The 12,204-nt window shown below is 64.4% G+C and carries 18 protein-coding genes and 1 riboswitch; of the genes, 11 read left to right on the top strand and 7 right to left on the bottom strand.

What is annotated here, in order from left to right; all coding sequences use genetic code 11:
- Window positions 1-33 precede the first annotated feature (33 nt).
- A riboswitch (TPP riboswitch) is annotated at window positions 34-139 on the top strand.
- 46 nt (window positions 140-185) lie between these two features.
- The gene (thiC, locus tag SJY12_RS11705) at window positions 186-2,072 is read left to right on the top strand and encodes a phosphomethylpyrimidine synthase ThiC (RefSeq protein WP_397505440.1); all 1,887 of its coding nucleotides are present in this window, start codon (window positions 186-188) and stop codon (window positions 2,070-2,072) included.
- 27 nt (window positions 2,073-2,099) lie between these two features.
- Window positions 2,100-3,776 carry a DUF262 domain-containing protein gene (locus tag SJY12_RS11710; RefSeq protein WP_397505441.1) on the top strand — a complete coding sequence of 559 codons (1,677 nt, stop codon included), beginning with the start codon at window positions 2,100-2,102 and terminating at the stop codon, window positions 3,774-3,776.
- Between the two features lie 30 nt (window positions 3,777-3,806).
- Here the strand turns inward: SJY12_RS11710 and SJY12_RS11715 are convergent, their stop codons facing one another.
- Complete coding sequence (locus SJY12_RS11715; RefSeq protein WP_397505442.1) at window positions 3,807-4,007, bottom strand: DUF188 domain-containing protein; 201 nt, start codon at window positions 4,005-4,007, stop codon at window positions 3,807-3,809.
- Window positions 4,008-4,444: 437 nt separating this feature from the next.
- Between SJY12_RS11715 and SJY12_RS11720 the strand changes: the two genes are divergently transcribed.
- The gene (locus tag SJY12_RS11720) at window positions 4,445-4,597 is read left to right on the top strand and encodes a hypothetical protein (RefSeq protein WP_197458160.1); all 153 of its coding nucleotides are present in this window, start codon (window positions 4,445-4,447) and stop codon (window positions 4,595-4,597) included.
- Window positions 4,598-4,670: 73 nt separating this feature from the next.
- On the opposite strand, the gene SJY12_RS11725 is transcribed toward SJY12_RS11720, so the two are convergent.
- The 3 genes from SJY12_RS11725 to SJY12_RS11735 form a co-directional block, all read right to left on the bottom strand.
- Window positions 4,671-4,799 carry a hypothetical protein gene (locus SJY12_RS11725; RefSeq protein WP_255358288.1) on the bottom strand — a complete coding sequence of 43 codons (129 nt, stop codon included), beginning with the start codon at window positions 4,797-4,799 and terminating at the stop codon, window positions 4,671-4,673.
- Between the two features lie 93 nt (window positions 4,800-4,892).
- Entirely contained in the window at window positions 4,893-5,369 is a 477-nt protein-coding gene (locus SJY12_RS11730; protein ID WP_397505443.1) for a YaiI/YqxD family protein, read from the bottom strand.
- Between the two features lie 56 nt (window positions 5,370-5,425).
- Window positions 5,426-5,992, bottom strand: coding sequence for a hypothetical protein (locus SJY12_RS11735; protein WP_397505444.1), 567 nt, complete (start codon window positions 5,990-5,992; stop codon window positions 5,426-5,428).
- 53 nt (window positions 5,993-6,045) lie between these two features.
- Here SJY12_RS11735 and SJY12_RS11740 point away from each other — a divergent pair, with 53 nt between their 5' ends.
- A complete protein-coding gene (locus tag SJY12_RS11740) occupies window positions 6,046-6,456 on the top strand; it encodes a hypothetical protein (RefSeq protein WP_397505445.1) in 411 nt (136 codons plus the stop codon).
- 299 nt (window positions 6,457-6,755) lie between these two features.
- Window positions 6,756-7,100 carry an HPF/RaiA family ribosome-associated protein gene (locus SJY12_RS11745; protein ID WP_050599609.1) on the top strand — a complete coding sequence of 115 codons (345 nt, stop codon included), beginning with the start codon at window positions 6,756-6,758 and terminating at the stop codon, window positions 7,098-7,100.
- A 20-nt stretch (window positions 7,101-7,120) separates the two neighbouring features.
- Here the strand turns inward: SJY12_RS11745 and SJY12_RS11750 are convergent, their stop codons facing one another.
- Window positions 7,121-7,363, bottom strand: a complete 243-nt coding sequence (locus SJY12_RS11750) for a DUF2061 domain-containing protein (protein ID WP_397505446.1) — start codon at window positions 7,361-7,363, stop codon at window positions 7,121-7,123.
- 247 nt (window positions 7,364-7,610) lie between these two features.
- Here SJY12_RS11750 and SJY12_RS11755 point away from each other — a divergent pair, with 247 nt between their 5' ends.
- The 4 genes from SJY12_RS11755 to SJY12_RS11770 all read left to right on the top strand — a co-directional run bounded on the left by SJY12_RS11755 (window position 7,611) and on the right by SJY12_RS11770 (window position 10,261).
- The gene (locus SJY12_RS11755; protein ID WP_050599611.1) at window positions 7,611-8,189 is read left to right on the top strand and encodes a fasciclin domain-containing protein; all 579 of its coding nucleotides are present in this window, start codon (window positions 7,611-7,613) and stop codon (window positions 8,187-8,189) included.
- A 268-nt stretch (window positions 8,190-8,457) separates the two neighbouring features.
- Window positions 8,458-9,375 (top strand): alpha/beta hydrolase fold domain-containing protein, encoded by a 918-nt coding sequence (locus SJY12_RS11760; protein WP_397505447.1) that lies wholly within the window; start codon window positions 8,458-8,460, stop codon window positions 9,373-9,375.
- Window positions 9,372-9,806, top strand: a complete 435-nt coding sequence (locus tag SJY12_RS11765; protein ID WP_050599613.1) for a COG3650 family protein — start codon at window positions 9,372-9,374, stop codon at window positions 9,804-9,806. Before SJY12_RS11760 ends, SJY12_RS11765 begins: the two co-directional genes overlap by 4 nt.
- Window positions 9,807-9,808: 2 nt before the next feature.
- Complete coding sequence (locus tag SJY12_RS11770; protein WP_397505448.1) at window positions 9,809-10,261, top strand: DUF3429 domain-containing protein; 453 nt, start codon at window positions 9,809-9,811, stop codon at window positions 10,259-10,261.
- Here SJY12_RS11770 and SJY12_RS11775 read toward each other — a convergent pair.
- Entirely contained in the window at window positions 10,258-10,596 is a 339-nt protein-coding gene (locus SJY12_RS11775) for an Mpo1-like protein (protein WP_397505449.1), read from the bottom strand. The two genes, SJY12_RS11770 and SJY12_RS11775, sit on opposite strands and share 4 nt — an antisense overlap.
- Window positions 10,597-10,927: 331 nt before the next feature.
- On the opposite strand from SJY12_RS11775, the gene SJY12_RS11780 reads away from it, so the two are divergent.
- Window positions 10,928-11,512 carry a YbhB/YbcL family Raf kinase inhibitor-like protein gene (locus SJY12_RS11780; RefSeq protein ID WP_397505450.1) on the top strand — a complete coding sequence of 195 codons (585 nt, stop codon included), beginning with the start codon at window positions 10,928-10,930 and terminating at the stop codon, window positions 11,510-11,512.
- A 25-nt stretch (window positions 11,513-11,537) separates the two neighbouring features.
- Entirely contained in the window at window positions 11,538-11,789 is a 252-nt protein-coding gene (locus SJY12_RS11785) for an SWIB/MDM2 domain-containing protein (RefSeq protein WP_050599617.1), read from the top strand.
- 4 nt (window positions 11,790-11,793) lie between these two features.
- Here SJY12_RS11785 and SJY12_RS11790 read toward each other — a convergent pair whose 3' ends face one another.
- Entirely contained in the window at window positions 11,794-12,192 is a 399-nt protein-coding gene (locus SJY12_RS11790; RefSeq protein ID WP_269420486.1) for a DoxX family protein, read from the bottom strand.
- Window positions 12,193-12,204: the final 12 nt, after the last annotated feature.

A 12,204-nucleotide genomic window follows, 5' to 3' on the forward strand; every position in this document is an offset into this window, starting at 1 on the left:
GGCTGGACCCCGCCGCGCGGAACGGGTAGACGCGGTGCATCCCCGGGGAGCCATGAGGCTGAGAGGGCGGTTGAAGTCCGCCGACCCGTCGAACCTGAACCGACTAGCATCGGCGGAGGGAGTGGACCGGGCTGCATTATGGCTGGGCCCGAAGTCCGCGCTCCGCTTTCGAGGAGAGACTTCGCATGGCCGACATCAACAGCAAATTCGACATCGGGGTGACCACCGGCCCGATCCGCGGCAGCCGCAAGGTCCAGATCGGCGCGAAAAGCGGCAGCGGCGTGCGCGTCGCCATGCGCGAGATCGACCTCGAGGGCGGCGAGCCCAGCGTACGCGTCTACGACACCTCCGGCCCCTATACCGACCCCGATGCCACGATCGACATCCGCGCCGGCCTCGAACAGAAACGCCGCGAATGGATCATGGCCCGCGGCGATGTCGAGGAATACACCGCGCGCGAGGTGAAGCCCGAGGATAACGGCCAGCTCGGCCCCGACCGGTCGGGCGGCGTCCCCGCCTTCCCCAATGTCGCGAAAAAGGTGCTGCGCGCCAAGCCCGGCATGAACGTCAGCCAGATGCACTACGCCCGCCGCGGCATCATCACCCCCGAGATGGAATATGTCGCCGAGCGCGAGAACCTGGGCCGCGAACAGGTGCGCCGCGAGCTCGACGGCAATTCGTGGGGCGCCGAGATCCCCGAATATGTCACCCCCGAATTCGTCCGCGACGAGATCGCCCGCGGCCGCGCGATCATCCCCAACAACATCAACCACCCCGAAACCGAACCCATGGCGATCGGGCGCAACTTCCTCGTCAAGATCAACGCCAATATCGGCAATTCCGCCGTCGCATCGGATGTCGCGGCAGAAGTCGACAAGATGGTCTGGTCGATCCGCTGGGGCGCCGACACGGTGATGGACCTCTCCACGGGTCGCAACATCCACGACACGCGCGAATGGATCATCCGCAACAGCCCCGTCCCCATCGGCACCGTGCCGATCTACCAGGCGCTCGAAAAGGTCGGCGGCATTGCCGAGGACCTCACCTGGGAAGTGTTCCGCGACACGCTGATCGAGCAGGCCGAACAGGGCGTCGACTATTTCACCATCCACGCGGGCGTGCGGCTGCCCTATGTCCCGATGACCGCCAAGCGCGTTACCGGCATCGTGTCGCGCGGCGGCTCGATCATGGCGAAATGGTGCCTCGCGCATCACAAGGAGAGCTTCCTCTACGAGCGCTTCGACGAAATCACCGAGATCATGAAGGCCTATGACATCGCCTACAGCCTCGGCGACGGCCTGCGCCCCGGCTCCATCGCCGACGCCAATGACGAAGCGCAATTCGCCGAGCTCTACACTTTGGGCGAACTGACCAAGCGCGCCTGGGAACAGGACGTCCAGGTGATGATCGAGGGCCCCGGCCACGTGCCGATGCACAAGATCAAGGAGAACATGGACAAGCAGCTCGAGGCCTGCGGCGAAGCGCCCTTCTACACATTGGGGCCGCTCGTCACCGATATCGCACCCGGCTACGACCACATCACCAGTGGCATCGGCGCCGCGCAGATCGGCTGGTACGGCACCGCCATGCTCTGCTACGTCACGCCCAAGGAACACCTCGGCCTGCCCGACCGCGACGATGTGAAGGTGGGCGTGGTGACCTACAAGCTCGCCGCGCACGCCGCCGACCTCGCCAAGGGCCACCCCGCCGCCAAGGTCCGCGACGACGCGCTCTCCAAGGCGCGCTTCGACTTCCGCTGGCGCGACCAGTTCAACCTCAGTCTCGACCCCGACACGGCCGAGCAGTACCACGACCAGACGCTCCCCGCAGAAGGCGCCAAGACCGCGCACTTCTGCTCGATGTGCGGCCCCAAGTTCTGCAGCATGAAGATCACGCAGGAAGTGCGCGAATTCGCGGCGAAGCAGAACTCGGACAGCTACCTCGCGAGCGAGAACATCAAGCGCGAGACCTCAGCTGAAGAGGCCGAGGAAGCGCGTGCGGGGATGGAGAAGATGAGCGAAGTGTACCGCGAGAAGGGCGAGCGGTTGTATTTGCCGGAGGATAGCGCTTAAGCGGTTTTGGAAGGGTAGGATAACTTCATGAAGGTAACACCGTTTCCAAAAACGACTTCGACGTTCGTCAAAGAGAATTTTCTTCGCATCCCTCGCTTCCAGCGCCCCTACGATTGGGAAAATGAAAACCTTGCTGATTTCTGGAATGACTTAAGGGAAGAAGGAAACTCGGACTATTTTATGGGGTCTGTCGTTCTTTACCACGACAGTAAAGAAAGCAACGTGGTTTATGTAGTTGATGGCCAGCAGAGACTGACTACTAGCGTGATACTACTCTCAGTTATCCGAGATAAGTTTATTGAATTGTCCGAAGACAATCTCGCCGTCGGAGTTCAAAATTTCCTGATCACGAAGGATAACGACAACAAGGACCGCTTTGTGCTTGAGCACACGCCAGCAAATGCGTTCTTTCAAAACCTCGTGATGCTGAAGGATGGGGATAAAGCAAAGAAACCATCCTCACAGGAAGAGAAAAATATCTTAAATGCTCGAACGCAATTGAGCAGGATGCTTAATTTTGAGATCGATAAGCTAGCCAGTAAAGACGATAAGGTAACGCTACTCAAGGACGTGCGTGACCGTATATTATCCCACCAGTACATTTCAATTGAGCTAGGAAGTGAAGATGATGCGTACATTATCTTCGAAACACTCAATACGCGCGGTAAGGACCTGCGGATCAGTGATCTGGTGAAGAATCACCTTGCGCGTTCAATTAAGGGTAAAGCCAAGTCTGACGATCCAGTCCGTGAGCGTTGGACTTCAATCAACCAACAATTCGACAGTGTAAAAACAGCTTACTCCGTCGATGATTTTATCCTTCACTATTGGTTGTCGAAAGAAGGCTTCGTATCCCAGAAACTCCTATTTAAAGAATTTAAGAAAGCGACGACTAAGACGAATGCGCTCCAAAGGCTGAAAGACCTGGAGTCCGATGCCGCAATTTACACTCAGGTGGTGGCTCCCCATGACTCGGAGTGGAGCAAGGAGGAGTCTGGGCTCAGAGACAGCTTGGCCGCAGTTGGAGTGTTTCGCGTAGCGCAGGCCATTCCTCTTATGCTTTCGGTCGTGAGGCTTTACCGAAAGAAAGTGATTAAGCTTACCGCCGCTGCGCAAGCCTTGCGCATGATTGAGGTATTCACTTTTCAGTTCAATGCCATCACGCAATCAAGGGGCGGCGGTGGCATTTCAGCTATGTATGCCAAGCTGGCTCAAGCAGTGAGCGAGACTAACGATGCTCAAGAATTTACTACACGCCTGAGGGAAATAAGAGCAAAGTTTGCAGAACGCCTGCCTTCAGCAGAAGAGTTTGACTATCCATTCGCGACGACGATCTTCAGAGATGACCATAAGCGTTACAAGGACCTCGTGCGCTACATTCTGCGTAAGATTTCTGCAGAAAAGGGCATGGATGCCAAATACAACGCGGAAATTATGACCATCGAGCACCTTCAAAGCCAATCGAAGGGTGCAAAGACATGGGAACCTGACGATGTTGGAGCAATCGGAAATCTGGCGTTCGTAACAGAGGATTTAAATGGCAAACTCGCAAGCAAGGAATTCAAAGAGAAAAAGCCGCTCCTGAAACCGGTTCCATGGATTTGGCCGGACCTCAAAGACAAAACAGTTTGGGGCAAGAAGCAAATCAGCCAAAGAGGTTACAAGCTTGCCAAACTGGCTCGCGAAAAAGTTTGGAAACTGTAGATGAAAGTTTCTCTCTGTCCGTAGTTGTGACTAGCATCGCCCCATCCTCACCAGCACCCGGTCCAGCGCCTGCAGGAAGTTCGCCGGTCCGCCTTGCTGAACGGCGGCATCAAAGGGCTTGCCGTTGTGCGCGAGGGCCGCTGCGCCTGCCTTGAAGCACCGTTCGGCCAGCAGGATGTCTGCAGGGATCACCATGCCGCGTGAAATGGCGAATTGACCCGTATTCGTCATCCCAGCGAAAGCTGGGATCGCCATCGTTTCGCGCGACCGAGCCAGATCCCAGCTTTCGCTGGGATGACGGGATGACCGACCTCACCGAGGAAGAACGCGTTGACTGGTTCCGCCAGCACCTCGCCTGAGGGCTTTCCTACTCCGCGCAAACCTGTCTTGCTGCACGCTATGCACGCGCTCCGGCCCCTCGCGAAACCCCTCCGCCAGACACCCGCGCGCACGCCCGGACTTTTTTCGCAATGGACCGTGGTCCATGCGGTCCATGTGATGGGACTGGCAGGGGGCAAATCCTCCACTTGTCCTACACGCCGCCTGGCCGCGTGCGCGCTTCACCGGCACGCGGGCCAGCGCCTGCAGCAATTCCGCAAATCCGGGGTCGGTACACTTGGCCTCACGCCCCCTGGCCACCGGTCCCCAACACGCCCATATGGCGGCGCATGGCCGATCTCTATCTCAAGAACCTCGAATCCGAACGCCGCCAGCTGTGGGCGACCTGCCGTCTCAAGGGACTGGCCAAGGGCACGCCCGAGCGGCAGCGGATTGTCGCGATCGACGAGGCGATTGCCGCGCACAAGGCGAAGAAGGCCTAGCGCGCGCCGCTTTCCGGCAGCGCCGCGGCGGACCGGCGGGGGGCAGGCTGCACCCGCCGCCCGCCCGCATCCGCTAGCTGTTCTTCATGTTCTCCAGGCCCCTGATCGCGCCGGGCTTTTGCGACGGCTGCGAGGCGTTGGTCTTGACCTTCTCCTTCTTGGGCTTGCGGGCTTCGCGGTTCGATTTCTGTCCCTTGGACATGCGTGGTTCCAATCGGGGCGGAATGCCCCGGCCATGCTCCTACGCCTGCGCGCCGGACAAAGCGCGTTTATTCGCGCGGGCGGCGGCCGCGCGCTAGCGGCGCAGTTCCACCATCACCCGGTCGAGCGCCTGGAGGAAGTTGGAGCGGTCGGCCTTGCTGAAGGGCGGGGGGCCGCCGTGGGCCCCGTCCATCCCGGCGCGCAGGTCTTCCATGATCGCCCGGGTGGCCACCGCGCTGCCGATGCTCGCGGCGTCGAAGGCGCGCCCGTCGTGTTTGAGCACGCGCGCGCCCGCCTTCAGGCAGCGTTCGGCGAGCAGGATGTCGGCGGTGATGACCACGCTGCGGGCGTCCGCATGTTCGGCGATCCAGTCGTCGGCAGCGTCGAACCCGTCCGACACGACCACGCGCTTGACCCGCGCGCTCACCGGTACGCGGAAGGGGCTGTTGCTGACCACGCGCACCTCGGCGCCAAAGCGTTCGGCGACGCGGTAGATCTCCTCCTTCACCGGGCAGGCGTCGGCATCGACCAGGATCGTGACGGGGGCGGCTGTGGGGCTGGGGCTGGACATCGCGCCTGCCTAGCCATCGGTGCGCGCGCGAACCAGCCCTGCGATCGGCGGGTGGGTCAATAGGCCCAGCGCTCGGCGAGCATCTCGGCCTTGCCGTCGGCCAGCTTCACCTCGGCGGCGGGTTCGCCCGGCTGGCCGTCGCGGAACAGCTCGTAGATCACCGCGCCGTCCTCCTGCACGCTTTCGATCACGCGCACGGGAGCGAACATGTCGGGCGCGGCCTCGGCCGCAACGCGCGCGGGCGCGGGGACATCGGCCCAGGCGAGATCGCGCTGGATCTCGACCACGCGGAACACGCCGTCCTCGACCAGCATGTCGAGTTCGACCTCGCTGCCATCGGCGCGCGTGCCCTCGATGTCGTAGAACACCATGCCGCCGCGCTCCTTGCGCTCGGCCCCGGCGAATTGCATGCCCGGCACCGCCTCGAGCGCGGCGGCGCGTGCGCCCTCCGGAATGTCGGCAGCTGCGAGTTCGGTAATCACCGCTTCGGGCCCCTCGGCGAGGATGGCGCTGTCGCTGCCTGCGGCCTCGCCGGCCTCATCGGCGGGCGCGGGCGAACAGGCGACAAGGCTGGCGGCGAATGCCAGCGCGGCGGAAGTCTGACACCAAAGAGCGATACGCATGATCCTGTCCCCAAACAGCGCCCCAAGCGGGCTATGACACCGGTTTACCTTTCGTGCGGCCGATTGGCAATTGCCCGCGCCCACGCGCCGGCTTTCCTACAGCGGCGCGGCTGTGGCCTAATGCGCGGCATGCAGCAGCCTCCACCCCCGCAATCGCCCCGCAGCGCTTCCGCGCGCCCCGAAACAGCCGCTGGACCGGCGACAAGGCGGCCGAGTTCATCAAGGTGCTGGCGAGCTGCGGGATGGTCGCCCGCGCGGCGCGCAGCGTCGGGATGAGCCGGCAGGCGGCCTACCGGCTGCGCGCGCGGGCGCCGCAATTCGCCTTCCTGTGGGACGAGGCGGTCAAGGTCGCGGCTGCGCGCAAGGCCGCTGCGCGGCGCGGGCGCGGGCCGGTGCATCCGATGCTCTCGCGTGCGCCCTATCCGCCCGAAGACAGGCGTGACCGACCGGGGCGGGACGGGTGAGGCGCGCGGTGCGGCAGGGTGACGCTACCGGCGCTGCCAGGGTGACACCGGCGCGGAGGGGGGTGACACTTGCGGCGGGCAGGGTGACAGTCCGCGCCGCAGGGTCACGCTGCGGCGCGCCATGGTTACGGATCGGGCGTTTTTGCGCTGGAGCGTGGTCCACCCGGTCCATGTCGCCGCGCAGGCCGGGCCGTATCGGGCGTGCGGCGGGGCCCTGCCGGTGGCTGCGCAATTCGCTGGACAAGCGCGCGCGGCACCCCATCTCGGAAGGAGAGAACCACAAGAAGAGGAGCATGCCAATGCAGGTCCAGTTCAACTCCGACAGCAGCGTGATGGGCACCGAGAACGTCGCCGAACGCATCGAGGCCGCCGTGCGCGAAAAGCTGGCGCGGTTCGAGGAGCGGCTGACGCGGATCGAGATCCACGTGCGCGACGACAACGGTGCCAAGGGCGGGGCGGACGACAAGGCCTGCACGATCGAGGCGCGCCCGCGCGGCGGCCGGGCGATCGGCGTGACCGAGCATGCTGCCAAGGTCGACGATGCCGCGCGCAAGGCGGCGAACACGCTGGCGCAGCGGCTCGAACGGCATTTCGGCAAGGAAGCGCGGCACAGCCACGATCCGCGTCCCGACAAGGTGATGTGATGACCGCGCGCCGCCGCGGTTCAGCCGGGGAGCGAGCGTTCCTCGGCGCCGTGGCGGTGCACCAGCACGTCGAGCAGCGCGGGCCGATCGCGGTTTTCCCACGCGCGTTCGTGGAAGAAGAACACCACCGCGTTCACCAGCGGCTCGACCAGCGCGATCCCGCCTGCGATCATCCACGAACTGGTGAACAGATAGGCGACCGTGAACCCCACGATCAGGTGGAGCGCAAGGAAGCTGAAGGTCTTGGAGAGATCGCGTTTCATGCACTGACAGATACGCCTGCCCGGTGATCGAGTGAAGCGATGAAAAGCGGATAGTGTGATCGGTTTATAAGCGCATCGAAACGGGTCGCCTTCCGGAACCGTTCGGTTCGTCGCACCGCAGCGTCGCCCTGCCATGTTTTGGCCCGATTTTGAAACATCCGGTCGGGCGCGGCGTTCGTATCTTGAAGCAGCAGTCGGAACCGCCGGCTGCCCAAGGCTTACGACTACCGAACAAGGAACTGATCCTATGAACAAGCTCACCATCGCGCTCGCCTCCGCTGCATCGCTGGCCATCGTCGCCTGCGCCGAAGAGCCGGCCGAAAACGTCGCTTATGAAGACGCCGCCACTGCCGACCAGATGGCCAATGCCGAAGCCGAAACGGGCACGGTGGTCGAAGTCGCCCAGGGCGACGAAACCTTCTCGACGCTGGTCAGCGCCGTGACCGCAGCCGATCTGGGCGCCACGCTGTCGGGCGACGGTCCGTTCACCGTCTTCGCGCCGACCAACGATGCCTTCGCCAAGATCCCCGAAGCCACGCTGACCGAGTTGACGACCAACGACACCGAAACGCTGGGCAACATCCTCACCTACCACGTGGTTGCCGGCAATGTTGATGCCGCCACGCTGCTGCAGGCGATCGAAGGCGCCGGCGCGGACGGCTACAGCATCGAAACCGTCAATGGCGGCACGCTGACCGCGACCGTCGTCGACGGCAATGTCGTCCTGACCGACGCAGCGGGCGGCACCGCCACCGTGACCGCGACCGACGTCGCCGCGTCGAACGGTGTGATCCACGTCATCGATACCGTGCTGATGCCGCAGTAAGCGCATCCGCCCGACACTTGCGAAAGGCGGTCCCTCACGGGGCCGCCTTTTTCGTTTCACTTTCCTACACTCCCTTGCCGGGCCATGACTGCCAGATCGCTCCCGCCCCGATCGGTTTCTTGCCGCAAACATCTCGGCGCTTGTATCCATCGCCTGCCGCGCTAGCGTCTCCGCGAGGATCGACGGCGCGGCAGCTGCGCATGAACGCACATTGCGGCGGACCTCGGGCCTGCACGCGGTCGCGGCCCGGGATTGAGGGGAAAATACTATGACCAGCATTCGCGCGCGTCTCGTCAATCTGGCCTTGCCGCTGCTTGGCGTAAAACGCTTCTTCGCGCAGCGCGAGAAATTGCCCGAACGGATCGCCAAGCTGCGGCAGGCCAAACCGGTCCGGCCGCGCGCAAAATGGCACAAGCGCTTTGCCATCAGCGAATTCGCCACCCGCGGATATCCGGTGGTCACGATCACGCCCATCGGCGGCGCGCAGCCCGGCGCGCCGCACCTGCTCTACCTGCATGGCGGGGGCTATGTGATGGATATCGCCGCGGTGCACTGGGACGCGGTGATGGACCTGTGCGAGCGGCTGGGAGCCTCGGCAACGGTGCCGATCTATCCGCTCGCTCCCGAACACACCGCCACCGAAGTGCTGGACAAGATGGAGGCACTGTACCGCGATCTGACGGAGCAATACGGCGCCGCGAACATCACGGTCATGGGTGATAGCGCGGGCGGCGGCATGGCGCTCGCGCTCGCGCAATTGCTCAAGGCGGCGGACGAGCCCCTGCCCGGCAGCCTGGTGCTCTATTCGCCATGGCTCGACGCGAGTGCGACCGCCGAGGGGCAGCGCGCGATGGAAGAGCGCGACCGGATGCTGGCGGTTGCCGGGCTCGAGGCCTGCGGCAACATGTACCGCGGCGAACTGGCAATCGACGATCCCCGGGTCAGCCCGCTGTTCGGCGAATTCGAGGGGCTGCCTCCGATGGCGATCTTCTCGGGCACTTCGGACATCCTGCTGGTCGACGGTCGGCGCCTCGCGCAGAAGCTGGAACAACCGGGGATGCCCGACCATATCTATCGCGAATACGAAGACATGTTCCACGTGTGGATGCTGCTGCCGATCCCCGAAGCCCGCCGCGCGCGGGACGAAACGGTGGCTTTCATCCAGGCCCATAGGACAATTGCATGACGCTCCGCCCCTGCCTCGCTGGTCTTGCCTTCCTCCTGCTGCCCGCCTGCGGCGGCGCCGACAACGGTGCGCCGGGCGCGCTTGCGACCGGCGTCTTCGACGGCATTGCCGAAGGAGAGACGGTGCATTTCACCGGGACCGAGCCCTTCTGGGGCGGCATGGCCGGCGGCGGCATCGCGAGCTATGCCACACCGGAAGAGCCTGATGGACGCGAATTTCCCGTGACCCGCTTTGCCGGGAATAACGGGCTGGCGATCAGTGGTGACCTCGGCACCGCGGCGTTCGATCTCACGGTCACGCCGGGTGCGTGTTCGGACGGGATGAGCGACCGCACCTATCCCTTCACTGCCACGCTGCTGATCGGAAACGAACAGCGCCAGGGCTGCGCCTGGACCGACAGCCAGCCGTTCACCGGTCCCGAGAGGCCGTAGGGATGGCCTCTGTGCCTTCGCTGCCGCGCTGGCTGGGCCTTGCCGGACTGCTGCCGCAATTCGCCTGCGTCGGTGTGCTCTATGCCGGGCCGGCGGACTGGCGCTCACCGGCGCTGGCGATCGCCTTCGCCTATGCCGCGCTGGTCCTCTCGTTTCTGGGCGGCATGTGGTGGGGGATTGCCGCCGCGGCGCCCGCGGCGCAGCGCCGCCGAACGCTTGGCTGGTTGTGGATTGCGGCGGTCACGCCCAGCCTGGTGGCGCTTGCGGCATTCCTGCCATGGGCGCTGGGCTGGCGCTGGCCGGAGCCGTCGCTGGTGATGCTTGGCGCAGCGCTACTCGCCAGTCTCGGTGTCGACATCCGGCTCGGTGCGCTGGCCCCGCGCTGGTGGATGCGACTACGCGTCCCGCTTTCGCTGGGGCTAGGACTGGCGACGCTGGCTGCTGCCTTTGCCTAGCGCGGCGCGACGCCCGCAGCTTCGAGTTCGGGCCGCAGCCGGCGGGTCAGCCACAGCCACCACATGCGAAAGTCCGCGCGCAGGCTCCACAGCGGATAGGTGAAGGTGGCCGGGCGGTTCTTCTCGTGCCCGAAATGCGCGATCCAGGCGAAGAAATAGCCCGGCAGCGGCAGGGCCAGCAGGAGCAGCAGCTCGCGCATGGCCAGCGCGGTGACGCCCAGCAGCACGACCAGCGTGGTTCCGATGTAATGCAGCAGACGGGTCCCGCGGCGCGAATGCTCGCGCAGGTAGAACGGCCAGAATTCGGCGAAAGTGGCATAGCGGCGTTCGGTCATGGCCGTGCCGCTCCGCGGTTCTCGACGTGGCGGTAGCACCTCGGCGCACTGGCCATGCCATCCGGCGTGAACGGGTCGATAGGCGCAGCGGTTAGGAAAGTGCAGGCCATGCGCGGCGCTCCGTCGAGAAATCCGGGCCCGCCTCGGGACCGGAAGCGTATCAATGGCGCGCATTCCGCAGCGGGGCAAGGGCCGGCAGCGCCCGTGTTCCGCGCCCGGCTATCTAGGCGAAAACGGTGCAAACTTCGGCGACCGGGATGGTGCAGCGCCCGCAGCTATGCCTTAAAGACAGGCCGAATACGCCCCACGGGCGCAAATCAGAGGAGTTTTCATGGCTAGCGGCGCTGCGCCCTGGGTTCAAAATGCGGTCGGCGGGTCACCCGTCGGGCAGACGCTCACGCTGGAGAAGGTCGCCGACGAGCGCGTGCTCGGGCGCGGCGGCTTCTCGCTGACCAGTGCGGCTTTCAGGCATGACGGCGAGCTCGACCCTTCGTTCACCGCGGTCGAGGAAGACGCGGTGGCACCGCCGCTCGAATGGACCGCGCCGCCCCCCGGCGCACAGGAACTGGTACTGGTCGTGGAAGATGCCGATCGCGGCCATGTCCACTGGACCGTATGGGGTCTTGCCGCCCAGAAGGGCAAGCTGATGGAAGGCGAGACGCCGCCGCGCACCGGCAAGAACGCCCAAGGCAATTCGGAATGGTTGCTGCCCGATCCGCCGGTCGGCGAGGAGCACCGCTATGTGTTCCAGCTGTTCGCGACCGATCTCCCGCTGACACTGATGCCGGGAGCGACGCATGACGATCTCGTCCGCAATCTGGACGGACACGTGACCGCCGCCGCGGTCCTCACAGCCCGGTTCGAAGGCCATTTGGTCGAGGAACTGGATGTGGATGACCTCGACGACGTAGAATGAAGCATAGCCAAGGAAAGGAATAGTCATGGCTGGCAAGAACAACGCACTGCAGAAGCCGGTGAACCTGTCGCCGCAACTCGAGAACGTGGTCGGCAAGGGCCCGATGACGCGGGCGCAGGTCACCTCCAAGGTGTGGGATCACATCAAGGCGAACGACCTGCAGGATTCCAAGGATCGCCGCATGATCAACCCCGACGACAAGCTCGGCGCGGTGATCGGCAAGGAACAGATCTCCATGTTCAAGATGACGGGCGCCGTCTCGAAGCACATGAGCTAAGCGGTCACCGGCGGCGCAGCGGCCAGTCCGTTGTGCCGCCGGCCCACAGCGCCAGCCACACCAGCAGCGGCTGCGCGAACATCCTCGGCACGTGATAGCCGAGGCCGAGCCCGCCATCGCCGCGCGCCATATCGAGCGCGAAATGGTGGATATTGGCGGGGAACACGCAGACCGCATAGGCGGCCAGGCCGATCGCCCCCGCACGGCGCAGGCGCGGGCTCGCCCATTGCACCAGCGCCGCTGCCCCCAGCAGTTCGGCCACCCCGGTCCACAGCACCACCGCTTCGGGCGCGGGCACCCAAGACGGCATGATCGACAGGAACGGCTCCGGGCGCACGAGGTGCAGATACCCGGCCGCAGCGTAAAACGCCGCCAGCACCCAGCGCAGCACGCCGCGGATCATGCGCGCACCTCG

Source organism: Qipengyuania sp. R86523, from assembly GCF_044596365.1.
Lineage (GTDB): Bacteria > Pseudomonadota > Alphaproteobacteria > Sphingomonadales > Sphingomonadaceae > Qipengyuania > Qipengyuania citrea.

Bases quoted from the DNA above. Each gene is read 5' to 3' on its own strand.
- thiC (WP_397505440.1), top strand. From the start codon at position 186: ATGGCCGACATCAACAGCAAATTCGACATCGGGGTGACCACCGGCCCG.
- SJY12_RS11710 (WP_397505441.1), top strand. From the start codon at position 2,100: ATGAAGGTAACACCGTTTCCAAAAACGACTTCGACGTTCGTCAAAGAG.
- SJY12_RS11715 (WP_397505442.1), bottom strand. From the start codon at position 4,007: ATGACGAATACGGGTCAATTCGCCATTTCACGCGGCATGGTGATCCCT.
- SJY12_RS11720 (WP_197458160.1), top strand. From the start codon at position 4,445: ATGGCCGATCTCTATCTCAAGAACCTCGAATCCGAACGCCGCCAGCTG.
- SJY12_RS11725 (WP_255358288.1), bottom strand. From the start codon at position 4,799: ATGTCCAAGGGACAGAAATCGAACCGCGAAGCCCGCAAGCCCAAGAAG.
- SJY12_RS11730 (WP_397505443.1), bottom strand. From the start codon at position 5,369: ATGTCCAGCCCCAGCCCCACAGCCGCCCCCGTCACGATCCTGGTCGAT.
- SJY12_RS11735 (WP_397505444.1), bottom strand. From the start codon at position 5,992: ATGCGTATCGCTCTTTGGTGTCAGACTTCCGCCGCGCTGGCATTCGCC.
- SJY12_RS11745 (WP_050599609.1), top strand. From the start codon at position 6,756: ATGCAGGTCCAGTTCAACTCCGACAGCAGCGTGATGGGCACCGAGAAC.
- SJY12_RS11750 (WP_397505446.1), bottom strand. From the start codon at position 7,363: ATGAAACGCGATCTCTCCAAGACCTTCAGCTTCCTTGCGCTCCACCTG.
- SJY12_RS11755 (WP_050599611.1), top strand. From the start codon at position 7,611: ATGAACAAGCTCACCATCGCGCTCGCCTCCGCTGCATCGCTGGCCATC.
- SJY12_RS11760 (WP_397505447.1), top strand. From the start codon at position 8,458: ATGACCAGCATTCGCGCGCGTCTCGTCAATCTGGCCTTGCCGCTGCTT.
- SJY12_RS11765 (WP_050599613.1), top strand. From the start codon at position 9,372: ATGACGCTCCGCCCCTGCCTCGCTGGTCTTGCCTTCCTCCTGCTGCCC.
- SJY12_RS11770 (WP_397505448.1), top strand. From the start codon at position 9,809: ATGGCCTCTGTGCCTTCGCTGCCGCGCTGGCTGGGCCTTGCCGGACTG.
- SJY12_RS11775 (WP_397505449.1), bottom strand. From the start codon at position 10,596: ATGACCGAACGCCGCTATGCCACTTTCGCCGAATTCTGGCCGTTCTAC.
- SJY12_RS11780 (WP_397505450.1), top strand. From the start codon at position 10,928: ATGGCTAGCGGCGCTGCGCCCTGGGTTCAAAATGCGGTCGGCGGGTCA.
- SJY12_RS11785 (WP_050599617.1), top strand. From the start codon at position 11,538: ATGGCTGGCAAGAACAACGCACTGCAGAAGCCGGTGAACCTGTCGCCG.
- SJY12_RS11790 (WP_269420486.1), bottom strand. From the start codon at position 12,192: ATGATCCGCGGCGTGCTGCGCTGGGTGCTGGCGGCGTTTTACGCTGCG.